Source organism: Micromonospora sp. NPDC051924, from assembly GCF_055586005.1.
This window is the reverse complement of record NZ_JBVJJA010000004.1, coordinates 202174-223488: the sequence shown is the minus strand read 5'-3', so window position 1 is coordinate 223488 and position 21315 is coordinate 202174. Positions and strand designations below refer to the sequence as shown.

At 73.9% G+C, this 21315-nt stretch carries 16 protein-coding genes and 1 riboswitch; of the genes, 9 read left to right on the top strand and 7 right to left on the bottom strand.

Features of this window, described 5'->3' with window-relative positions; all coding sequences use genetic code 11:
- Positions 1–193 precede the first annotated feature (193 nt).
- The gene (locus ACZ6S5_RS04805; RefSeq protein WP_465997768.1) at positions 194–3064 is read left to right on the top strand and encodes an alpha/beta fold hydrolase; all 2871 of its coding nucleotides are present in this window, start codon (positions 194–196) and stop codon (positions 3062–3064) included.
- Positions 3064–3951, top strand: a complete 888-nt coding sequence (locus ACZ6S5_RS04800; protein ID WP_465997766.1) for an ABC transporter permease — start codon at positions 3064–3066, stop codon at positions 3949–3951. The genes ACZ6S5_RS04805 and ACZ6S5_RS04800 overlap by 1 nt, the downstream gene beginning before the upstream one ends.
- A 78-nt stretch (positions 3952–4029) precedes the next feature.
- Here the strand turns inward: ACZ6S5_RS04800 and ACZ6S5_RS04795 are convergent, their stop codons facing one another.
- On the bottom strand, positions 4030–4728 hold the full coding sequence (locus ACZ6S5_RS04795) for a hypothetical protein (RefSeq protein WP_465997764.1): 699 nt from the start codon (positions 4726–4728) through the stop codon (positions 4030–4032).
- A 106-nt stretch (positions 4729–4834) separates the two neighbouring features.
- Positions 4835–5140 (bottom strand): ArsR/SmtB family transcription factor, encoded by a 306-nt coding sequence (locus ACZ6S5_RS04790; RefSeq protein ID WP_465997763.1) that lies wholly within the window; start codon positions 5138–5140, stop codon positions 4835–4837.
- A gap of 90 nt (positions 5141–5230) precedes the next feature.
- Here ACZ6S5_RS04790 and ACZ6S5_RS04785 point away from each other — a divergent pair, with 90 nt between their 5' ends.
- The 3 genes from ACZ6S5_RS04785 to ACZ6S5_RS04775 all read left to right on the top strand — a co-directional run bounded on the left by ACZ6S5_RS04785 (position 5231) and on the right by ACZ6S5_RS04775 (position 9197).
- Positions 5231–6199, top strand: a complete 969-nt coding sequence (locus ACZ6S5_RS04785) for a DMT family transporter (protein ID WP_465997762.1) — start codon at positions 5231–5233, stop codon at positions 6197–6199.
- A 170-nt stretch (positions 6200–6369) separates the two neighbouring features.
- Positions 6370–6502, top strand: a riboswitch (SAM riboswitch).
- A gap of 12 nt (positions 6503–6514) precedes the next feature.
- The gene (gene thrC / locus ACZ6S5_RS04780; protein ID WP_465997760.1) at positions 6515–7804 is read left to right on the top strand and encodes a threonine synthase; all 1290 of its coding nucleotides are present in this window, start codon (positions 6515–6517) and stop codon (positions 7802–7804) included.
- 373 nt (positions 7805–8177) lie between these two features.
- The gene (locus tag ACZ6S5_RS04775; RefSeq protein WP_465997758.1) at positions 8178–9197 is read left to right on the top strand and encodes a GNAT family N-acetyltransferase; all 1020 of its coding nucleotides are present in this window, start codon (positions 8178–8180) and stop codon (positions 9195–9197) included.
- Here the strand turns inward: ACZ6S5_RS04775 and ACZ6S5_RS04770 are convergent.
- Positions 9187–11394: a hypothetical protein gene (locus ACZ6S5_RS04770; RefSeq protein WP_465997756.1), complete on the bottom strand. Its 2208-nt coding sequence runs from the start codon at positions 11392–11394 to the stop codon at positions 9187–9189. The two genes, ACZ6S5_RS04775 and ACZ6S5_RS04770, sit on opposite strands and share 11 nt — an antisense overlap.
- Positions 11395–11551: 157 nt before the next feature.
- Between ACZ6S5_RS04770 and paaN the strand changes: the two genes are divergently transcribed.
- Complete coding sequence (paaN, locus tag ACZ6S5_RS04765) at positions 11552–13225, top strand: phenylacetic acid degradation protein PaaN (RefSeq protein WP_465997754.1); 1674 nt, start codon at positions 11552–11554, stop codon at positions 13223–13225.
- A gap of 160 nt (positions 13226–13385) precedes the next feature.
- Here paaN and ACZ6S5_RS04760 read toward each other — a convergent pair whose 3' ends face one another.
- On the bottom strand, positions 13386–13916 hold the full coding sequence (locus ACZ6S5_RS04760; protein WP_465997752.1) for a GNAT family N-acetyltransferase: 531 nt from the start codon (positions 13914–13916) through the stop codon (positions 13386–13388).
- Positions 13917–14138: 222 nt separating this feature from the next.
- Here ACZ6S5_RS04760 and ACZ6S5_RS04755 point away from each other — a divergent pair, with 222 nt between their 5' ends.
- The 3 genes from ACZ6S5_RS04755 to groL all read left to right on the top strand — a co-directional run bounded on the left by ACZ6S5_RS04755 (position 14139) and on the right by groL (position 17483).
- On the top strand, positions 14139–14342 hold the full coding sequence (locus ACZ6S5_RS04755; protein ID WP_067305333.1) for a cold-shock protein: 204 nt from the start codon (positions 14139–14141) through the stop codon (positions 14340–14342).
- 107 nt (positions 14343–14449) lie between these two features.
- Positions 14450–15586 (top strand): hypothetical protein, encoded by a 1137-nt coding sequence (locus ACZ6S5_RS04750; RefSeq protein WP_465997750.1) that lies wholly within the window; start codon positions 14450–14452, stop codon positions 15584–15586.
- 274 nt (positions 15587–15860) lie between these two features.
- The gene (gene groL / locus ACZ6S5_RS04745) at positions 15861–17483 is read left to right on the top strand and encodes a chaperonin GroEL (protein ID WP_465997748.1); all 1623 of its coding nucleotides are present in this window, start codon (positions 15861–15863) and stop codon (positions 17481–17483) included.
- Positions 17484–17548: 65 nt separating this feature from the next.
- On the opposite strand, the gene ACZ6S5_RS04740 is transcribed toward groL, so the two are convergent.
- The 3 genes from ACZ6S5_RS04740 to ACZ6S5_RS04730 form a co-directional block, all read right to left on the bottom strand.
- Entirely contained in the window at positions 17549–17788 is a 240-nt protein-coding gene (locus tag ACZ6S5_RS04740; RefSeq protein WP_465997746.1) for a hypothetical protein, read from the bottom strand.
- Between the two features lie 65 nt (positions 17789–17853).
- Positions 17854–18783: a GNAT family N-acetyltransferase gene (locus ACZ6S5_RS04735; RefSeq protein ID WP_465997744.1), complete on the bottom strand. Its 930-nt coding sequence runs from the start codon at positions 18781–18783 to the stop codon at positions 17854–17856.
- Positions 18784–18829: 46 nt separating this feature from the next.
- Positions 18830–21244 (bottom strand): S8 family serine peptidase, encoded by a 2415-nt coding sequence (locus ACZ6S5_RS04730; protein ID WP_465997742.1) that lies wholly within the window; start codon positions 21242–21244, stop codon positions 18830–18832.
- Between the last annotated feature and the right edge of the window lie 71 nt (positions 21245–21315).

Here is a 21315-nt window from a genome sequence, read left to right as displayed (position 1 = left end):
GGTGGTCGTCGGGATGCCCGGATCGGCGGTGATTCGCGAGCGTAGATGTGAATTCGCGGGATTCGAATTCATCCCGCTGAGATACCTCTTTCCCTTCGGCGGTCGATGGACCTCCGGCACCGAACGGTCCAACCGGACGGACGTACGGCGGATCTCAGGCGACGCTCAGCTTCCGGGCCGTACCGTGTGCCGCATGAGATCACCGCTGGACGCTGCCCGGATCCGGCGCGCCCTGGCCGGCCGCCGTCGCCGGGTGGTCGCCGCGACGGTGGTGGTGGTCCTGGTGGCCGCCGCCGTGGCCTGGGCGGCCCGGCCGCAGCGACCCGACTTCCGGACCGAGTCGGCCCAGGTGTCCGTCCGCTCCGGACCGGACGGGAACCAGCCCGTCGACCTGGACACCACGCTCTACCTGCCCCGGGACGCCTCGTCCCGGCACCGGGTGCCGGCCGTGCTGCTGGCGCACGGCTTCGGCGGCACCAAGGAGTCGGTCCGCACCGACGCCGAGGACCTGGTCGCCCGGGGGTACGCGGTGCTCACCTGGACCGCCCGCGGGTTCGGCCGCAGCGGCGGCGAGATCCACCTGGACAGCCCGGACTACGAGGTACGGGACGCCCAGCGCCTGCTCGACCGGCTCGCCGCCCGCCCGGACATCCGCCTCGACGCCGCCGGTGACCCCCGGGTGGGCGTGGTCGGCGGCTCGTACGGCGGCGGCCTGGCGCTGCTGCTGGCCGCCCAGGACCGCCGGGTCGACGCGATCGTCCCGATGATCACCTGGAACGACCTGTCCCGGGCGTTCCTGCCGGAGAGCACCGGCAGGGCGCCCACCGAGGGCGTGTTCAAGAAGGGCTGGGCCGGCATCTTCTTCGGCGGCGGGGGGAACGCCGGCTCCGGCCCGTCCGGCGTCTCCGGCAGCAGCGCCGGCCAGCCCGAGGGCGCCCCCGCGTCGGCCGGCGCGCCCAGCCCGCAGCCCGGCGCGGGACCCGGCACCGGCCCGGGCCGGGCCCCCGGCGGCGCCGCCGATCCGGCCTGCGGCCGGTTCGCCGCCGACGTCTGCGCCGCGTACCTGCGGATCGCCACCGCCGGCCGGGCCGACCAGGCGGCGGTGGACCTGCTCCGGCGCTCGTCCCCGGCCGGGGTGCTGGACCGGATCAAGGCGCCCACCCTGCTGGTGCAGGGGGAGGCGGACACCCTCTTCCCGCTCACCGAGGCGGACGCCAACGCGCGCGGCATCGCGGCCGCCGGCACCCCCGTCCGGGTCGCCTGGTTCACCGGCGGCCACGACGGCGGGGAGGGACCCACGTCCGACTCGGACCGGGTGAAGTTCCTGACCGCGCAGTGGCTCGACCACTACGTCAAGGGCGAGGGCGCGGCACCCGGCCAGGGCTTCACCTTCTCCCGGATCGCCGGCTTCGACGCGCTCGACCGCGGCCTGGTGGCCACCGGCTACCGGATCACCGACTATCCGGGGGTGACCGGGCAGGGCCGCCGGGACGTCACCCTGGCCGGCCCGCCCCAGACGGTCGCCAACCCGCCCAACGGGAACCCGGCGGCGATCTCCGCGGTGCCGTTCGCCGGGGCGCTCGGCTCCCTGGTGAGCGGGGTGGCGGGCGACATCCCCGGCCAGCACGCCCGGTTCGAGTCCGCTCCGCTGGCCGAGCCCGTCGACGTGGTCGGCGCGCCGACCGTGCGGATCCGGGCGGCCTCGCCCACCGGCGAGGCGGTGCTCTTCGTCAAGCTCTACGACGTCGACCCGAAGGGTGCGGCCACCCTCCCCGACGGCCTGGTCGCCCCGGTCCGGCTGACCGGCCTGCCGCGGACCGTCGACGCCGCCCGGCCGGTCACGGTCACCCTGCCGGCGATCGTCCGCCGGGTCGAGGCCGGGCACCGGCTGCGGGTCGTGGTCGCCACCTCCGACCAGGCGTACGCCACCCCGGCCGAGCCGGCCGTCTACCAGGTGGCCCTCGGCGACGGGCCGCTGACGGTGCCCACCGTCGACGCCCAGCCGATCCCGACCTCGGCCGCGATCTGGCGTTGGGTGCTGGTCGGCCTGCTCGCGGCCATCGCGGTCGGGCTCGCGGTGGTCGTCCTGGTCGTCCGCCGCCGGCACCGCCGCCAGGACAGTTCCGTCCATTCGGAGTACGCGGACGTCCCGCTCGCCGTCCGCCAGCTGCGCAAGGAGTACGCGGACGGCTTCGTCGCCGTCTCCAACGTGGACTTCGAGGTGCACCCCGGCCAGGTGGTCGGCCTGCTCGGGCCGAACGGCGCCGGCAAGACCACCACGCTGCGGGTGCTGATGGGGCTGACCCAGCCCACCGCCGGCGAGATCTACGTGTTCGGGCACCGGCTGGTGCCCGGCTCGCCGGTGCTCTCCCGGATCGGCGCGCTGGTGGAGGGGCCCGGCTTCCTGCCGCACCTGTCCGGACTGGACAACCTGAAGGCGTACTGGCGGGCGACCGGGCGGCCGTGGGCGGACGCGCACTTCGACGAGGCGCTGGAGATCGCCGGGCTGGGCTCGTCCGTGCACCGGCGGACGAAGAACTACAGCCACGGCATGCGGCAGCGGCTGGCCATCGCGCAGGCCATGCTCGGCCTGCCCGAGCTGCTGGTGCTCGACGAGCCGACGGACGGCCTGGACCCGCCGCAGATCGCCGAGATGCGCCGGGTGCTCCAGCGGTACGCCACCGACGGCCGGGCGGTGCTGGTCTCCAGCCACCTGCTGGCCGAGGTGGAGCAGACCTGCACCCACGCGGTGGTGGTGAACAAGGGGCGGATCGTCGCCTCGGGCCCGGTCGAGGAGATCGTCGGCGAGTCGCCGAGCGTGCTCTTCGACGTGAGCGACCCGGACGCCGCCCGGACCGTGCTCGACCGGCTGAGCGGCGTACGGGTGCTGCCCGACGGCGACGGCGGGCTGGTGGTGGACACCAACGGCACGGCCCGCAGCGAGGTGGTGGCCGAGCTGGTCCGGGCCGGGATCGGGGTGGACCGGGTGGTGCCCCGGCGCCGGCTGGAGGACGCGTTCCTCGCCCTGGTCGGCGAGAACTCTCGGGGAAGCGGGGACCGGTGATGGGGGAGTCGACCTCGGTGCGCCTGGTGGATCGGGCCGGCGCGGCGGCGGGTTACCGGCCGTCCGCGACCCTGCCCTTCCTGGCCGAGTTCCGCCGGCAGGCGTCCCGGCGGCGCACCCAGCTCGCGCTGGGGTTCATGGTGCTGCTGCCGCTGATCATCCTGGTCGCGTTCGAGTTCAACTCGGGCGACGCGGACCGGAACCGGAACAACGAGTTCGGCAGCCTGGTGGACCTGGCCACCGGGGGCGGGCTGAACTTCGCGCTCTTCTCGCTCTTCGTCTCCTCGTCCTTCCTGCTGGTCGTGGTGGTGGCGCTGTTCTGCGGGGACACGGTGGCCAGCGAGGCGAGCTGGGGCAGCCTGCGCTACCTGCTGGCGATCCCGGTGCCCCGGGCCCGGCTGCTGGCGGTGAAGCTGCTGGTGGCGCTCGCGTACTCGGCGCTGGCGCTGCTGCTGCTCTTCGGCACCGCACTGCTCGCCGGCACCCTCCGCTACGGCTGGTCCCCGCTGCGCAGCCAGGTCGCCGCCGAACTGGCCCCGGGCGACGGGCTGGTCCGCCTGTTCGCGGTGCTCGGCTACCTGGCGGTGGTGCTGCTGGTGGTCGCCGGCCTGGCGTTCCTGCTCTCGGTGACCACGGACGCCGCGCTCGGCGCGGTCGGCGGCGCGGTGCTGCTCTGGATCCTCTCCAGCATCCTGGACCAGATCACCGCGCTGGGTGGGCTGCGCGCGCTGCTGCCCACCCACTACAGCAGCGCCTGGCTGGGGCTGCTGTCCACGCCGGCGCAGACCGACGACGTGGTACGCGGCGCCGTCTCGGCGGTCGTCTACGCCACCCTGTTCTGGAGCCTGGCGTTCTGGCGGTTCACCCGCAAGGACGTCACCAGCTGAGGCAGGTCGGGGACGTGGCGGTGTCCGTTCAGACCGGACACCGCCACGTCGAGCGACATGGTGCCGAGCGGTCCCTGATCAGGCGGTGTACGGCGCGTCGGTGTGCTTGATCTCGGTGACGGTGGTGCCGGAGAGCTTGTAGACGGTGGTGCGCTTGATGTCCAGTTCGGCCATGCTCTTGCCGTCCGAGCGGGTCAGCCACACCACGGTGGCCTGCTGGCCGGAGACGCTGATCGAGGTGACCGGGTTCCGGTCGCCCAGGTCGACCAGGCTGCGGTAGGCCGGCTTGCCGGCCGAGTTGTGCCAGAAGGCGACGCTCCAGAACTGCCCGATCCCGCCCGTACGCAGCAGCACCGCGCCGACGGCGTCGGCCGCGCCGTCGCCGTCCAGGTCGCCGATCCCGCACGGCTTCTGCAGCTCGACGGTCGCGCCGTCCTCGCCGCTCCAGATGCCGTCGAGCAGGGGGATGTAGTCCGGGTAGCCGTTGAACGGCACCTTGGCGCTGCCCAGCTGGGCAGCGCCGAGCTGCTTGCAGGTGAGCGCCGGCGCCTTGGGCGGGGCCGGCTTGGGCGCGACGACCGGCTTGGTCGTCGGCGCGGTCTTCGGGGTGGCGCTGGGGGCGACCGCGGCGGGCGTCGAGGCGGCCGGAGCGGTCGGGGCCTCGGCGGACGAGGTGACCGTGCTGGTCGCCGAGGAGACCGCTGCGGAGTCACCTCCGCAGGCGGTCAGGAAACCGAGCAGGGCGAGGGTTGCGAGGCTCGGCAGGGTCCGGCGCATGGGCGGGCGTTGTCCTCTCTCGGGGAAGGTGCCCGCACCGTACTGAGCCCGCGCCACCCGGATCATCGGCCGCTCGGCCGCCCGTGGCCGCCCTCGGCGGACGGGGTCAGGACGGGGTGCGCGCGGTGAGGACCGCGTCGAGCAGCCCCGGGTAGAGGCGGTCCAGCTCGTCCCGGCGCAGCCGCACGTACCGGCTGGTGCCGGCGACCCGGGTGCGGGTCAGGCCGGCCTCCCGCAGCACTTTGAGGTGGTGGCTGCGGGTCGCCTTGGAGACCCCGAACTCGAAGGTGCCGCACGCGTACTCCCCGCCCTCGGCGAGGGCCCGGACGATCTGCAGCCGTACGTCGTCGGCCAGGGCCGCCAGCACGGCGGTGACCGGTATCTCCCGCAGTTCGGGTTCGTGCAGCTCCATGTGACCAGGGTAACCCATGTTCGACATTCGTCGAACAACCTCCTATGGTCGGTGTCGTTGGTTCGACGATACTCGAACATTGGAGCTGCGATGCGCTCTCGGTCCGCCGCCTTCCCGCTCTTCGCCGTGCTGAGCTGGGGGATCATGTTCCCCGTCCTGGCCAGCGCGCTCACCCGGGTGGACGCGCTCAACCTGACCACCGCCCGGTACGTGCTCGCCGCTGCCGTCCTGCTTGCCCTGCTGCTGGCCCGGGAGGGGCTTGGTGCCCTTCGAGCGGACGGGCGCGGCACCGAGGTGGTGCTGCTCGGCGTGGTCGGCTTCGCCGGCTTCAACGTGCTGACCAACCTCGCCCTCGGGCACGCCGCGCCGCAGCAGATCGCCCTCTTCGCCGCCACCACCCCGCTGGTCACCCAGCTCGTCCGGTGGGCGCGGGACGGCGTACGCCCCCAGCCGGCGCTGCTCGGCCTCTCGCTGGTCGCCCTGGTCGGCGTCGGCCTGGTGATCACCCGGGGCCGGCTCGACGGGCTGGGCCAGTTCGGCCTCGGCGGGCTGCTCATGATCGGCGCGGTGGTCAGCTGGGCGATCTACACCCATGGGGCCGGCCGCTTCCCCGCGTACTCCCCGCTGCGCTACACCACGCTGACCGCCGTCGCCGGCACGCTCGCCATGCTCGCCGCCAGCGCCGTCGCGGACCTCACCGGGCTCCAGCACGCGCCGGCCGCCGCCGACCTCGTCGCGGTCGCCCCACAGCTGGCGTACGCCGTGGTGGTCGCCGCGGTCCTCGCGGTCCTGGCCTGGAACACCGGGGTACGGCGGCTCGGCGCGGCGGACGCCGCGCTGTTCATGAACCTGGTCCCGGTGACCACCTTCGCGGTGCAGACCCTGCGCGGCTACCGCCCCGGCGCGGTGGAACTGTTCGGCGCGGCCCTCACCATCGCCGCCCTGATCGCCGCCAACCTGGCCACCCGTACCCGAAAGACCGCGCCGACCACCCCCGCGCCCGCCGCCGTGATCGACCGCCCCGCGGTGATCGACCCCGTCGCCGTCGTCGCCCGCTGACCCGCCCGGCGCACGGCGCAGATGCACGGAAAGAGTGGTCATCCGGAGCTCGGAGGCCACTCTTTCCGTGAATGAGGGCGGATCTTGGGGCGGGGCTGGGTGGCTCACAGCGTGGGAACCCGACGTGGTGGTCGCGGGGACTGCGCATAGACTCGGCGGCACAACTGCATACCTCATCCAGAGGGGCTGAGGGATACGGCCCGATGACGCCCCGGCAACCACCCGCGCGCTCGACGACGAGCGACGCCGGGCAGGTGCCAATTCCGTCCCCGCCGCACGAGGCGATGCGGGGAAAGATGAGAGGAACTCCTCGACATGACGTCGACGCTTCCCGCCACGTCCGGCATCGACACCACCCTCAGCCCGGCCCGCGCCCTGATCTGTCGCGCCTGTTCCGCGCGCTACCCGCTCGCCGCGCAGCACGCCTGCTACGAGTGCTTCGGCCCGCTGGAGGTCGACTACGACGCCGCGGCCCTGGCCACCGTCACCCGCGAGCAGATCGAGGCCGGCCCGAACAGCATCTGGCGGTACGCCGCCCTCCTCCCCGCCGGCCAGGACCCGGCCACCCGGGTGACCCTCGACCCCGGGCTGACCCCGTTGGTCGCGGCCCCGCACCTCGGCGCCGAGCTGGGCTTCACCGCGCCCCTCTGGGTCAAGGACGACAGTGGCAACCCGACCCACTCGTTCAAGGACCGGGTGGTCTCGGTGGCGCTGACCGCCGCCCGCGCGCTCGGCTTCACCCGGTACGCCTGCGCCTCCACCGGCAACCTGGCCAACTCGGTGGCCGCGCACGCGGCCCGGGCCGGGGCGCCCTCGGTGGTCTTCATCCCCAGCGACCTGGAGCAGGGCAAGGTGGTCACCACCGCCGTCTACGGCGGTGACCTGGTCGCCATCGACGGCTCGTACGACGACGTGAACCGGCTCTGTGGCGAGCTGGTGGAGACGGACGAGTTCGAGGACACCGCCTTCGTCAACGTCAACGTCCGGCCCTACTACGCGGAGGGCTCGAAGACCCTCGGCTACGAGGTGGCCGAGCAGCTCGGCTGGCGGATTCCCGCCCAGGTGGTCATCCCGATGGCCAGCGGCGAGCTGCTCACGAAGATCGACAAGGCGTTCTCCGAGCTGGTCGAGATCGGCCTGGTCGAGGCGCCGGCCGGCGGCTGGAAGGTGTTCGGCGCGCAGTCCGCCGGCTGCAACCCGATCGCCACCGCGCTGCACGGCGACAGCGACACCATCGCCCCGGTCAAGCCGACCGGCATCGCCAAGTCGCTGAACATCGGTGACCCCGCCGCCGGCCTGTACGCGCTGGAGGCGGTGCGCCGTACCGGTGGCTGGATGGACTACGCCGACGACGAGGAGATCCGCGCCGGGATCCGGCTGCTCGCCCGGACCACCGGGGTCTTCGCCGAGACCGCCGGCGGCGTCACGGTCGCGGTGCTGCGCAAGCTCGTCGAGTCGGGCCGCCTGGACCCCACCGCGGAGACCGTCGTCTTCAACACCGGCGAGGGCCTCAAGACCATCGACGCGGTGGCCCCCCAGGTCGGCCCCACCCACCGCATCAAGCCGAGCCTGCGCGCCGCTCGCGACGCCGGCCTCCTCTCCTGACCCACCCACCCCACCCCCCGCCCCAGGTCGTTGATCAAGAGGTTTGCGTCACCGGAAGGGCCGCTCCACGACGCGAGCTTCTTGGTCAACTCATGCGGGCGGAGGAGGGGCGGATCGCCCGACCGGGGGATCGGGGGGATCCGGTGGGTAACTGGCGATTTGCTGTGAGTACGGAAAACCCGCCGACAAGGACTTGACGGCAGGAACCGGACGGCGCAAGATGCTCGGTGCGGGAGGGCATCCGCCGAAGACTTTTTAAGTTCTTACGACCCAGCGCCGGAGGCGTTGTGCGGACGTCCCTCCCGACCAACGTTCGAAGGGGCCGGCGGAAAACCGCTGGCCCCTTCGCTGTCCCGGGCGCACGCTCACCGGCATGGGCCTCTCCGTCACCCTGCTCGACCCGAGCGACCAGCCGACCGTCGACGCGCTCTACCGGATCGCGCTGGCGGCCCAGGCTGCGGACGAACCGGACCTTCCCCCGCCGTGCCGGCGCCGGTTCGAGGCGCCGTTGCGGCACCCGATGCCCGGCATCGACACGCGCTGGGCCGTCGCCCGCCTCGACGGGGCGCCCGTCGGCTGGCTCCGGCTGTACCTGCACACGCTGGACAACACCGAGAACGCCAGCGTCGAGCTGGTGGTGGACCCGGCGTACCGGCGGCGCGGGGCGGGGCGCGGGCTGCACGAGTACGGCCTGACCCTGCTGCGGGAGCACGGCGGCAAGCGGATGGTGGGTGCGACCGTCACCCCGCTGCCCGGCGAGGAGGGCCGGGAGCTGCCCGGTGCCGCCTTCGCCGCCGCCGTCGGCGCGCGGCCGGCGCTCGCCGATGTCCGCCGCCGGCTCGACGTCACCACGCTCGACCGGTCCCGGCTGGCGGCCCTGCTGGCCGGTGCCCGCGCGGCCGCCGCCGGCTACCGCACGGTCCGCTGGGGCGATCACGTCCCGGTGGCGCACGTCACCGACGCCGCCTACCTGGAGGGCCGGCTGCTGCTCGACGCGCCGCTCGGGGAGTTGGCGTGGGAGCAGGAGCGGATGGACGCGGAGCGGATCCGGGGCGTGGAGCGGGCGCTGGACGCCCGGGGCGTCCGCCGGTACAACGTCGGCGCGGTGCACGAGGCGTCCGGCCGGCTGGTCGCCTGGAGCCAGCTCAGCCTCGACGCGAGCACCGTCGAGCACGCCTGGCAGCAGATCACCATCGTCGATCCGGCGCACCGTGGCCACCGGCTCGGCCTGCTCTGCAAGGCCGAGAACCTGACGCACGCCCTGTCCCACGAACCGGAGCTGGGCGTGATCGACACCTACAACGCGGCGGAGAACACGCACATGATTGCGATCAACGAGCAGCTCGGGTTCCGGCCGGCGGCCGGCTCGACCGACTGGCAGCTCAGCCTGTGACCTTCCGGTCGGGTGGTCCGAGCCGGCCGGCCAGGTCCCGGACCGCCCGGTGGAAGTCCTCGTCGGGGTGGAACCGGTGCCTGCCGATCGGCGGGGGGACCGTGTCCCCGGCCGGGATGAGCAGCGTCTTCGGGTCGCGGACCCGGCGGTCCACCCCGGCGGCGGGATCGTCGGGCGGGGCGTCCGCCGGGAAGACCCGTCCCCCGATCGGATCGGTGAGCCGCCACAGGCTGATCCATCGCCAGTCCAGCCGCTCGCCGATCTCCCGAAGCACCTGCGGGCCGAAGTAGGCGGGAAAGACCCGGCTGTAGAGCCGGCCGAGTGGCGTCGCGTAGGTCAGCAGGGCCACCCGGGCGCGGCAGGACGCGGGTAGTTGCAGCACGGCCGCCGCGGCCAGCACGCTGCCGTGGCTCTGGCCGGAGAGCACGATGCCGCCGCCGCCCGCGGTCAGGTGGGCGATCCGGCGGGTCAGGTCGGGCAGTGCCCGCTCGGTGTAGCAGGGCGCGGCCAGCGGGTGCGTGGCCCGGGGCCAGAAGGTGGCCAGTTCCCACAGCACCCCGACCCCCCGGATGGCGGGCGACCGGTAGGCGAACAGCCCGGCACCGGCCAGCACCACGGCGAACAGGCCGATCAACAGGCCGCCCAGGTCCGTCGCGAAGATCACCGGTTCGGCGAGCGTCGTCCCACCGACCCGGTTGGCCAGCGCCTCCGGCCCCTGGTGGACGACGGACAGCCCCGCCGCACCGAGGGTCAGCACGGCCAGCAGCGCGTACGCGGCTGGGAGCAGCGGCCCGAGGCGGCCGGCGACCCGGGCCCGGACGAGCCGGTCCCGGAGCGCCCGGACCCGCTCCGGCGGCACCTCGGCCGCCTCGGGGAAGTCCCGCCGGATCTGCTCCTCGGCGGACCGGCGGTGGCAGGAGCGGTGCCAGCGGCGGCCGGCGACGGCCACCACGGCGGCCAGCACCACGGCGATCGAGAAGCCGAGGGTGGCCCACCGGTACGCCGCCGGCGGGGCGAGCGGTGGGGCGTCCGGCGGCAGTGGCCGGGCCGGAGTGGGGCTGGAACCCCGGTCCAGGTACTCGGCCACCCCGTAGCTCAGCCCGGACGAATAGGCCACGGCGAGGCCGATCGCGGCGGAGACCAGGACCGGCGCACCCAGGCCACCCAGCACCGCGGACGCCCGCGTCGCGGCCGGTCCCGCCAGCACCACGCCGGCGAGCAGGAGCAGCATTCCCATCTGGGTGGCGAAGACGGCGGCCACGAGGACGTCGTACCCGGGCATCCCGCCGGTGGCCGACCAGGGCGACCGGGGGGTGGCCGCGTACCCCACGGTGAGCGCGGTGAGGGTGACCGCCGCCCACCGTGCCCCGCGGGTGACCTGCCGCAGCCAGGGCCCGGTGCCCCTGTGGTCCAGGTGCGGCAGGCAGAGCAGCGCCAGGGCGGCCACCAGCAGCCCGACGGTCGCCACGAGGAGCAGGTACCCGGGCAGGCTCCGGTCGTGCGGGACGAGCACCAGCAGCAGCGCCAGGTCGAGCACGCAGAGGGCGACGGCCAGATGCAACCGGCGCAGCCGGCGCAGCAGCGCCCGGTTGTCCCAGAAGTACGGGGTGTCCAGCCGGTCGGCGCCCGCCCCCTGCGGCCTCGTCGCCGCGTCCTCGGGGAGCTGCCAGGTGCGGTTGCTGGTCCGGCGGACCAGCGCGATGGCGAGGATCGGCAGCAGCGCCAGGACGGCCAGCCGCTGCCCCGGGGGTACCCCGCCGAGCCACGAGATCTCCCGCCGTCCCTCCAGGCAGCGCGGAAACTCCGCGCACTGCCAGCCGATCAGGTCGAGCGCCACCCCGACGGCCGACAGCACGTACATCGCGGTGAGGCTGGCGCCGAGCAGCCGGCACAGCGCCCGCCCGGGCGTAGCCGAGGCCCGACCCGGCGGAAGCATCCAGATGGCGATGTTGGCCAGCATGAAGGGCAGGAGCAGCACCAGCGAGAAGGTCCGGATGGCGGTGCCGCCGGTGAGGCCGCTCCACCGGTACGCCTCCAGGTCCGGACCACCCGGTCCGGCCGGCTCGCCGAAGCCCGGGCGTACCCGGTAGAAGCCGGCGTCCCGGTCACCCGCCACCCGGACGACCACCGGCCGGTCCAGCATCGCCTCCGGCCCCTTGTCGGCGACGCCGTGCACCCGGATCTCGGTCGTCCGCACCCGCCGCCGTCCTCTCCTGGTCGTCGGCCGCGCGGTTACCCGGCGCCCGTGCGGTCATTCCCGGCACGGCCGGGCAGCTCGGCCCTGCGGCGGGCGACGATCGAACTTGTGACACGCCCCTACTGATCTGGTGGCTTCCTGTTGCATGATGGCGGGCATGACGGAGACCCCGCACCCCCTGTACGACAGGCACGCCGACACCCTGAACCGGGCGCTGACCGCGATCACGGAGCGCGGGTACTGGTCCGCCTATCCCGAGTCGCCCAGCCCCCGGGTGTACGGCGAGACCGCCGCCGCGGACGGCAAGGCCGCCTTCGAGGCGTACCTGAACGCCGACTTCCCCCTCGACCGGGCGAGTGACGGCGGGACCGTCGCCACCGAGGTCAGCCCGTTCGGCCTGGAGCTGAACGTGCGCTACCCGCACGCCGGCGCCGACCAGCTGGTGGCCGCCGCCACCGCCGCGCTGCCGGCCTGGCGCGACGCCGGCCCGCAGGCCCGGGCGGGCGTCTGCCTGGAGATCCTCGACCGACTGCACAAGAACGTCTTCGAGCTGGCCAACGCGGTGCAGTTCACCAGCGGCCAGGCGTTCGTGATGGCCTTCCAGGCCGGCGGCGCGCACGCGCTGGACCGGGCGCTGGAGGCGATCGCCTACGCGTACGCCGAGATGACCCGCCACCCGGGGACCGCCGGCTGGGAGAAGGCCGCCGGCAAGGGCGAGCCGCTGCGGATGAGCAAGACGTTCCACGTGGTGCCGCGCGGGGTGGCCCTGGTGATCGGCTGCAACACCTTCCCGACCTGGAACTCGTACCCGGGGCTCTTCGCCTCGCTGGCCACCGGCAACCCGGTGATCGTCAAGCCGCACCCCCGCGCGGTGCTGCCGCTGGCGATCACCGTGAAGTACGCCCGCCAGGTGCTCGCCGAGGCCGGCTTCGACCCGAACCTGGTGCAGCTCGCCCCGGAGGCGGCGGACGAGAAGCTCGCCTCGACCCTGGCCCTGCACCCGGCCGTGAAGATCGTCGACTTCACCGGCTCCACCGAGTACGGCGACTGGCTGGAGACCAACGCCCGGCAGGCCTCCGTCTACACCGAGAAGGCCGGCCTGAACACGGTGGTGATCGACTCCACCGACGACTTCGCCGGCCTGTGCCGCAACCTGGGCTTCACGCTCACCCTGTACAGCGGGCAGATGTGCACCACCTCGCAGAACCTGCTCATCCCGCGGGACGGCATCGAGACCGACCAAGGGCACAAGAGCTTCGACGAGGTGGCCGCCGGCATCGCGGCGGCCGTCGGCAAGCTCACCGCCGACCCGGCCCGGGGCGTCGAGCTGACCGGCGCGATCGTCAACGACGGCGTGCTGGAGCGGCTGGAGGAGGTCACCAAGGTCGGCGAGCCGGTGCTGGAGTCGCGGACCGTCGAGCACCCGTCCTTCCCGGGCGCGGTGGTGCGTACCCCGACCATCGTGAAGCTGGACGCGGCGGACACCGCGACCTACTCGCGGGAGTGGTTCGGGCCGATCTCGTTCGCCATCGCCACCGACTCGACCGCGCACAGCCTCCGCGTCCTGCGCGAGACGGTGGGGGAGAAGGGCGCGCTCACGGCGGGCGTCTACTCCACCGACGAGGCGGTGCTCGACGCGGCCGAGGCGGCGGCGATCGACGCCGGGGTGCACCTGTCCTGCAACCTCACCGGCGGGGTGTTCGTCAACCAGTCGGCGGCGTTCTCCGACTTCCACGGGTCGGGGGCGAACCCGGCGGCCAATTCGGCGCTGACTGACGGGGCGTACGTCTCTAACCGGTTCCGGATCGTGCAGTCGCGCCGGCACGTCTGATCTTGCTGTTGGGGTTTCCGGGGCAGACCACCTCGCTCATTCCGCGAGGTCGCCTGCCCCGGAAATCCGTCCGGGTTGCCCTCCCTGGGGCCGCCGCCGGGCAAGGGGGTGGCGATCTCAGGGGTGACTGCCCTGGGAAGGGTCCCCGATCGGCGGGGGGTCAGGCTGGCCTTCGCATCTGGAGTTCCTTGAGGGTGGGGATCCGGGGGTGGGGGACGCGGACGCCGGTGTCGACGAAGCCGAGCCGCTGGTACGCCCGGTAGGCGCGGTCGTTGCCGACCACCACCTCCATCATCAGCTCGGGCCGGCCGCAGGCCCGGGACCAGGCGGCCACCTGGTCCACGAGGGCGTCGAGCAGCCCGCTGCCCCGCCAGGCCGGGGTGAGGTAGACCGCGTAGACGATGGTCAGCCCGGGTTCGTCCGGGCTGGCGATGCCGCCGGCGTGCCCGACGAAGCGGCCGCCCGGATCAGCGACGAACTGGGCGCTCCCGCTGCCGTGCGAGACTGCGGCGATCCGGGCCGCGTAGTCGGCGTGCGGGCGGGCGGCCGCCTCCGCCACGGTCTCCAGGAAGGCCAGCGGCGAGTCGGCGAGCATCTCCAGCCGGAGTGCGCGCATCCGGGCGGCGTCCTCCGGACGGACCCGGCGGACGGTCGCGGCGCCGGCCGCGGTCATGGTGGGCGCGCTGGTCATGTGGCAATGCATACCGGAGTGCCGGTGGATCGCACTCATCCGGGGCCGATGCTGGCCGGAATATGCCCGATTTGTGGTCGTGCGGTGTCGTCACGCCTCGTGTAGCGTGCGATTTCGGTCACCGATTCAGTGGTCGTCGCCGATCGCTGAAGCGGTGGTCCGCCGGTGCCGGTCCGCCGGTCTCCGGGTTGTGGAACGCTGCGCAGAGTGAGGAAGTGCACCGTGGCACAGGGCACCGTCAAGTGGTTCAACTCCGAAAAGGGCTACGGCTTCATCGCCGTCGATGGCGGGCAGGACGTCTTCGTCCACTTCTCCGCGATCGAGATGGACGGCTACAAGGCGCTGGACGACGGCCAGCGGGTCGAGTTCGAGATCGCCCAGGGCCAGAAGGGTCCGCAGGCCGAGCGCGTCCGCGTCATCGCCTGACCCGTCCCCGCCCGCCGGCGGATTTCCACCCCGATCAGGGGCTGCGGTGCGGGCGCGCACCAGGGAAGATCGTGAGCCGTTCCAGCCATCGTCGCTGAGGAGGGTTCATGTCCGACCAGCCCCCGTCGGGCTCCACCGAGCCGGTGCCCCCGGCGTCGTCCGGTACCCCGGCCGGTTCGACGCCGCCCGGGTTCTCCCCGCCCGGCCAGCCAGGATTCACGGTGCCCGGACAGCCGGGACACCCGACCCCGCCGGGCGGGCAGCCCTGGGAGGCGTACCAGGGTGATCCGGCGGGCCAGCCGCACGGCTGGTCCTGGCCGTCGCCGGCCGGTCCGCTGCCGGGCGGGACGTACCCCGGCCAGCCCCCGCTGCCTGGCCAGCCATACGGCGGGTATCCGGGCGTGGACCCGGGCGACCCGCTGGTCTCGCCCCCGTACGCGGGGATCGGCGGCTGGTTCGCCCGGTGCGCCGGCGCCCTCCGTCGCAGCTGGCGTCAGCTGCTGCCGATCATGCTGCTCACCCAGGCCGTGCCGGCTGCGGTGATCGCGATCCTCTCCGTCGGCCTCGCCCCTGCGGGCCAGCCGGTCACCGGGCCGGCGGGCAACCCGGTGCTGCCGGAGGGGTACTTCGGGGACGTCTTCACGTTCTACGGCGCGGTGCTGAGCGCCGCCCTGCTCTTCGGCCCGCTCCAGGCCGCGGGCTGGGCCGCCGGCACCTGGCTGGTCACCCGGCAGGCGGCCGGCGAGTCGGTCACCGTCGGCGCCGCCTTCCGGTACGGCTGGCGCCGGGCCATCGGCCTGTGGGGCTGGACCATCGTCGCCTCGCTGCTGATCATGGTGGGGGTCTGCGCCTGCGTCCTCCCCGGCATCTACGTGATGTTCGCGGTCGCCCTGTTCGGCCCGGTCTACCTGTTCGAGCGGCAGGACCCGATCGGCCGCTCGTTCGGGATGCTGCACAAGCGGTTCGGCATGGTGCTGGGCCGGGTCGCGCTGGTCGTGGCCGCGCTGGTGGTCGCGGCGATCGTCAACGTCGTGCTGCAGGCGGTCAGCCAACTCGCGTTCGGCGTGGACCCGATGAGCGCCCCGGGCACCGCGGTGGGCGCGGTCCTGGTGGCCGTGCTGAGCGCCGTGCTGGCCACGCCGGCCTATCTGGCCCAGCTCGTCGGGCTGGTCGTCACGTACGCCGAGCAGCGGGCGCAGTACGGCCCGGTGAACGTCGCCCGACTGGTGGCGGAACTCGGCTGAGCGGCGGCATCGTGCTTGCACTCGGCTAGGGAGAGTGCTAAACAAGTCATTGGCACTCGCGTGCGGTGAGTGCCAATGGTCGGGGCGGTAGGGCAACGGCCGCGCCGGTGTCTCGATGGCACCGGAGCGGCACGGGGCCGGTCGTCGCGGGCTGTCCGGCCCGACCGAGGTGACGTCGCCGTCGCCAGGTGGCGACGTCCCCAAGGTGCGTACACCAGACGGCCCATCCGGGGATCCCCGGGTGGACCGTGAGTGTCCAGGAGGACAACGCCGTATGGCCAAGATGATCGCGTTCGACGAAGAGGCGCGCCGCGGCCTCGAGCGGGGCATGAACCAGCTCGCTGACGCCGTCAAGGTGACCCTCGGCCCCAAGGGCCGCAACGTCGTGCTCGAGAAGAAGTGGGGTGCCCCCACCATCACCAACGATGGTGTGAGCATCGCCAAGGAGATCGAGCTCGAGGACCCGTACGAGAAGATCGGCGCTGAGCTGGTCAAGGAGGTCGCGAAGAAGACCGACGACGTGGCCGGTGACGGCACGACGACGGCGACCGTCCTGGCCCAGGCCCTGGTCCGCGAGGGCCTGCGCAACGTGGCCGCCGGCGCCAACCCGATGGCCCTGAAGCGGGGCATCGAGGCCGCTGTGGCCAGCGTCTCGGAGGAGCTGCTCAAGCTCGCCAAGGACGTGGAGACCAAGGAGCAGATCGCCTCCACCGCCTCCATCTCGGCCGGTGACAACACCGTCGGCGAGATCATCGCCGAGGCGATGGACAAGGTCGGCAAGGAAGGCGTCATCACCGTCGAGGAGAGCAACACCTTCGGCCTGGAGCTCGAGCTCACCGAGGGTATGCGCTTCGACAAGGGCTACATCTCCGCCTACTTCATGACCGACCCGGAGCGTATGGAGGCCGTCTTCGACGACCCGTACATCCTGATCGCGAACAGCAAGATCTCGTCGGTGAAGGACCTGCTCCCGATCCTGGAGAAGGTCATGCAGTCGGGCAAGCCGCTGCTGATCATCGCCGAGGACCTCGAGGGCGAGGCCCTGGCCACCCTGGTGGTCAACAAGGTCCGCGGCACCTTCAAGTCGGTCGCCGTCAAGGCGCCGGGCTTCGGTGACCGCCGCAAGGCCATGCTGACCGACATCGCCATCCTCACCGGTGGCCAGGTCATCAGCGAGGAGGTCGGCCTCAAGCTGGACGCCGTCGGCCTCGACATGCTGGGCCGCGCCCGCAAGGTCGTGGTGACCAAGGACGAGACCACCATCGTCGACGGTGCCGGCGACGCCGAGCAGATCCAGGGCCGGGTCAACCAGATCCGGGCCGAGATCGACAAGAGCGACTCCGACTACGACCGCGAGAAGCTGCAGGAGCGCCTGGCCAAGCTGGCTGGCGGTGTTGCGGTGATCAAGGTCGGCGCGGCCACCGAGGTCGAGCTCAAGGAGCGCAAGCACCGCATCGAGGACGCCGTCCGCAACGCGAAGGCCGCCGTCGAGGAGGGCATCGTCCCGGGTGGTGGCGTCGCGCTGGTGCAGGCCGGCAAGACCGCCTTCGACAAGCTGGACCTGACCGGCGACGAGGCGACCGGCGCGCAGATCGTCAAGATCGCGCTGGACGCCCCGCTGCGGCAGATCGCCGTCAACGCCGGCCTCGAGGGTGGCGTCGTCGTCGAGCACGTCCGCAACCTCGAGCCGGGTCACGGCCTCAACGCCGCCAACGGCGAGTACGTCGACCTGATGGCCGCGGGCATCCTCGACCCGGCCAAGGTGACCCGTTCCGCGCTGCAGAACGCCTCGTCGATCGCCGCGCTGTTCCTCACCACCGAGGCCGTCGTGGCGGACAAGCCGGAGAAGACCCCGGCCGCCCCGGCTGGCCCGGGTGGCGGGGAGATGGACTTCTGAGTCCAGCTCCACCAGTACGCCGAAGGGGGCGGGCCGCGTCAGCGGTCCGCCCCCTTCCGTATCTCTCACATCGGCAGTCGCCGCTGGTTGCGTCGCTTGTGCGCCCGGTCGTACGGCGGCGGGATGCGGATTGGTTCGTCCACCGGTTGCCGCGTTTCCTCGGTGGACGGTTCGCCGCCGGTCATCTCCGCGAGCTGCTCGGCGTCCCCGTGGTCGAGCCGGTCGAACGGCAGTTGCCCGGGGAGTTCGTCGACCGGACGCCAGCTCGCCGCCGGGTCGTCGGTGCGTTCGTCTTCCATGGTCATGGCTGCCTCCTCTACGACCGACGGTAGGCGGCGGTCGATGGCCGGCGAGGCCGAATGGCGTTACGTTACTTATGTCCGTTAAGTGCCTTGCGGTACAGGAAGAAGACCCGCTCGATCCGGGCGCCCGCCGCGCCCGAGTAGAACGGCACCGGGCCCACCCAGCCGATCTGCGCCGCGCCGATCCCGGCCGCCGCCTGGTCGCGCAGGCAGCGGCGCAGCAGCACGCCGCCGATCCCCGAACCCTCCGCCGCCGGGGCCGTTCCCATCGGACCGAACCAGCTCGGCCGGGACGAGCCGTACGCGGCGAAGCCGAGAAACTCGCCGTTCCGTTCGGCCAGGTGCGCGCCAGCGTCCGGTCGGCCCACCGAGCCGGCCAGCTCGCCGTCCCACGCCCCGCCGAAGGTGTCCCGGGCGAACGCGGCCAGCGTCGGCAGGTCCGCCGGTTCGGCCCGGCGTACCGTGACGCCGCCGTCGGCCAGCCGGCGCTCGGCGGCCTCCGTCGAGCGCAGCGCCGGTGATCCGGCCGCCAGGTCAGCCGTCATGTTCCAGGCGGTACGGTCCTGCCGGTAGCCGAGGCGCAGCGCGACGCAGACCGCCGGGGTGTACCGCACGTCGATGCCCGGCCAGGCGTAGTACGGCGGGTTCCCGGCCAGCAGCAGCTCCGTCGCGCCGAGCCCGGCGAGCCGCCGTTCCGCCTCGGCGAGCAGGGCCCGTCCGACCCCCCGCCGCCGCTCGGCGGGGTCCACCGCCAGCAGGTCGACGTGCCCGTGCCGGGAATCCCGCGCCGAGACCGAGCCGACCAGCGCCCCGACCAGCTCGCCGGCGCGTACCGCGCCGAGCCGCAGCACCGGGCGGTCGGCCGCCGCGCGGACGGCCAGGGTGTCCACGATCGCCGGCGCCTCGGCGGCGTCCTCGGGCAGGTCGAGGGCCCGCCGGCAGAGGTCGACGACCGCAGGCAGGCGGTCGGGGTCCAGCTCGATGATCTCCGCGTCCATGGTCGCCGACCCTAGGCCATCGGGCAGGGTTCCTAACAGCGGAAGTTCACCGTTCGGCCCGGGCGGCCCGCACCGCCGCGTACGCGTCGACCAGCCCCGCGCCCACCAGGTCCCGGTCGCCGGCGCACCGGTCCGCGCCCGGCGGTACGCCGGCCGGGGCGGCGGTGTCGAGCAGGATGCGCCGGGTCCGGGCCAGATCGCCGACGAGCGCCGGGTTCGCCGACCACATCAGCGCCACCACCCCCGCCACCTGCGGCGTCGCCATCGAGGTGCCGTCCAGGGTGGCGTAACCGCCCCCGGGGAACGCGGACGGCACGCCCGCCCCGGGCGCCACCAGGTCCGGCTTGGCACGGCTCCCGGCCGCCGGGCCCCGGCTGGAGAAGCGGGTGAGCTGCCGCGTCCGGTCCACCGCACCGACCGTCAGCACGTCCGGGTACGGGGCCGGCGGGTCGGCCACCGAGCCGCAGTACGGGCCGGTGTTGCCGGCGGCGGCCACCACGAGGATCCCGGCCGCGGCCAGCGCGGCGGTGGCCGGCCGCAGCGCCCCCGGGTCGCAGCCCTCGATCGGCGGGCAGCCCCACGAGTTGGTCAGCACGTCCGGGGCGCGCTGCGGCCGGCCGTCGGTGAACGGATTCCCGCCGGCGGGGAACGGGGCCAGCATGAACTGCAGGCAGTCCAGGTAGTGGGCCGGGCTGCCCAGGTTGCGCTCCAGGTTGACGCAGCCGACCCACTGCGCCCCGGGCGCCACCCCGATGCCGTTCCGGCCCACCGCGCTGCCCACCGTGTGGGTGCCGTGCCCGCCCCGGTCACCCGGCGTCCGGGTGTGCTCCCACGGGTCGTACCAGGAGTCGGCGCCGCCCCGGAAGCCGGCCGCCAGCGCCGGGTGCCGACCGTCCACCCCGGAGTCGGAGCTGCCGACCACCACGCCCGCGCCGGTGACACCCAACTCGGACCAGACCCGGTCCGCGCCGATCAGCGAGACGTTCCAGGCCGGGCCGCTCGGCGCCGGCTGGTCGCCGCGGGCCCGGGGCGGGGCCGCCGGCAGCGGACGCAGTCGCTGGCTGACCAGTACCCGGGCCACCTCCGGCCGGCCGGACAGCCAGGCCCGCACCTCCGGCCCGCCGTCCGTCTCGATGGCGTTGACCAGGTAGTACGGCGTCGGGTGCAGGCGCAGCCGGGTCAGCTCGCGGCGCAGGTCGCCCTGGGTCCGGTCGGCGGTGCCCACCAGCCGCCGGTAGACCTCGGCCGCGCGGGCGTCCCGCCCGGTGCGCCCGGGCGCCCCGGCCGGGATCCCGGTCAGGTCGGCCTGCTCGCGCAACACCACCAGCAGCCGTTCCCCGTACAGGCCGGGCTGGCCGGGGACGACGTACACCACGGCCACGGCGGCGAGCAGGCCGGCCGCGACCAGCCCGGCCGCCCCGCGCCGGGGCGCGCGGGCGCGGCGGCGGGCCAGCAGGCCGCCGTACCCGACGGCGAGCAGCACCGCGACGGCGAGCGCCGCGCCGGTCGCGACCGCCGCCCAGAACGGCACGTCGCGGCTGGTCGCCAACAGGAGGGTGAGCTCCTCCGGGTCGGTGAATGCCAGCGGCCCGAGCAGCGCGAGCCCGACCAGCCAGCGGACGGGGGCGCGCCCGGCCGGCCGGCCGGCGTGCCGGGCCGCGGCGTCCAGGGCGCCCAGCACGAAGCCGAGCGGCGGCAGCAGGAACAGCGCCGGCAGTTGCGCCCCGGACTGCCCGGCCCCGGCGGCCAGCAGCACCATGGCCACCCCGGCGACCAGGCCGCCGACCAGCACCAGCCGGGCCGGCCGGGGCGGCTCGCCGACCGCGAACCGGCCCCAGAACCGCGCGTCGAGCAGCATCCCGGCGAGCGCGCCGAGCGCGGCGGCGGCGAGCCCGGCGAGCACCGTCTCCAGGAAACCGCCGAGCGCGCCCACCCAGGCCCAGGGCAGCAGCACCGCCAGCCCGGCGGCCACCGCCAGCAGGGTCACCGCGTCGAACCGGCGCGACCGGGCCGGTCCGACGGCGGCCGGGTCCGGGCCGACCCGGGTGACCACCAGGGCGAGCAGGGCGGCGACGGCGGCCAGCGCGGCCAGGTACGCCTCCTGGTGCACCGGCGGCAGCGCGCGGAGCAGGGTCGTCGCGCCGAGCGCGAGGCTGCCGACCAGCCAGACCCGGCCGGTGGCCCGGACGGCCGGGGAGCGGGGAAGCAGCGCGAGCGCCAGCGTCGGTGCGCCCACCAGCAGCACGGTGACCAGGGCGATCACCGGCCAGAGCAGCACCACCCGGTCCCGGCCGGCGGTCAGCACCGCCTGGTCGAACACCCAGCCGGCCAACTGGCCGACCACGGCGACCAGCACCGCCCAGGCGCCGGTGAAAACGGCGGCGACCACCGGCCACGGCCCGCCCTCGCGGGGCCCGGGAGCCGGCGGCGGAGGTGGAGCGGCGAGCGGACCGGGCATCATGACCCACACGGTACGGCTCGGCCGGTAGATGTCGCCGGAGCGCCCGGACGGTTACGGTGGACGGGTGCGCG

Excerpts from the sequence above, each read along its gene's own strand:
- ACZ6S5_RS04805 (WP_465997768.1), top strand. The coding sequence starts at position 194 with ATGAGATCACCGCTGGACGCTGCCCGGATCCGGCGCGCCCTGGCCGGC.
- ACZ6S5_RS04800 (WP_465997766.1), top strand. The coding sequence starts at position 3,064 with ATGGGGGAGTCGACCTCGGTGCGCCTGGTGGATCGGGCCGGCGCGGCG.
- ACZ6S5_RS04795 (WP_465997764.1), bottom strand. The coding sequence starts at position 4,728 with ATGCGCCGGACCCTGCCGAGCCTCGCAACCCTCGCCCTGCTCGGTTTC.
- ACZ6S5_RS04790 (WP_465997763.1), bottom strand. The coding sequence starts at position 5,140 with ATGGAGCTGCACGAACCCGAACTGCGGGAGATACCGGTCACCGCCGTG.
- ACZ6S5_RS04785 (WP_465997762.1), top strand. The coding sequence starts at position 5,231 with ATGCGCTCTCGGTCCGCCGCCTTCCCGCTCTTCGCCGTGCTGAGCTGG.
- thrC (WP_465997760.1), top strand. The coding sequence starts at position 6,515 with ATGACGTCGACGCTTCCCGCCACGTCCGGCATCGACACCACCCTCAGC.
- ACZ6S5_RS04775 (WP_465997758.1), top strand. The coding sequence starts at position 8,178 with ATGGGCCTCTCCGTCACCCTGCTCGACCCGAGCGACCAGCCGACCGTC.
- paaN (WP_465997754.1), top strand. The coding sequence starts at position 11,552 with ATGACGGAGACCCCGCACCCCCTGTACGACAGGCACGCCGACACCCTG.
- ACZ6S5_RS04760 (WP_465997752.1), bottom strand. The coding sequence starts at position 13,916 with ATGACCAGCGCGCCCACCATGACCGCGGCCGGCGCCGCGACCGTCCGC.
- ACZ6S5_RS04750 (WP_465997750.1), top strand. The coding sequence starts at position 14,450 with ATGTCCGACCAGCCCCCGTCGGGCTCCACCGAGCCGGTGCCCCCGGCG.
- groL (WP_465997748.1), top strand. The coding sequence starts at position 15,861 with ATGGCCAAGATGATCGCGTTCGACGAAGAGGCGCGCCGCGGCCTCGAG.
- ACZ6S5_RS04740 (WP_465997746.1), bottom strand. The coding sequence starts at position 17,788 with ATGACCATGGAAGACGAACGCACCGACGACCCGGCGGCGAGCTGGCGT.
- ACZ6S5_RS04735 (WP_465997744.1), bottom strand. The coding sequence starts at position 18,783 with ATGGACGCGGAGATCATCGAGCTGGACCCCGACCGCCTGCCTGCGGTC.
- ACZ6S5_RS04730 (WP_465997742.1), bottom strand. The coding sequence starts at position 21,244 with ATGATGCCCGGTCCGCTCGCCGCTCCACCTCCGCCGCCGGCTCCCGGG.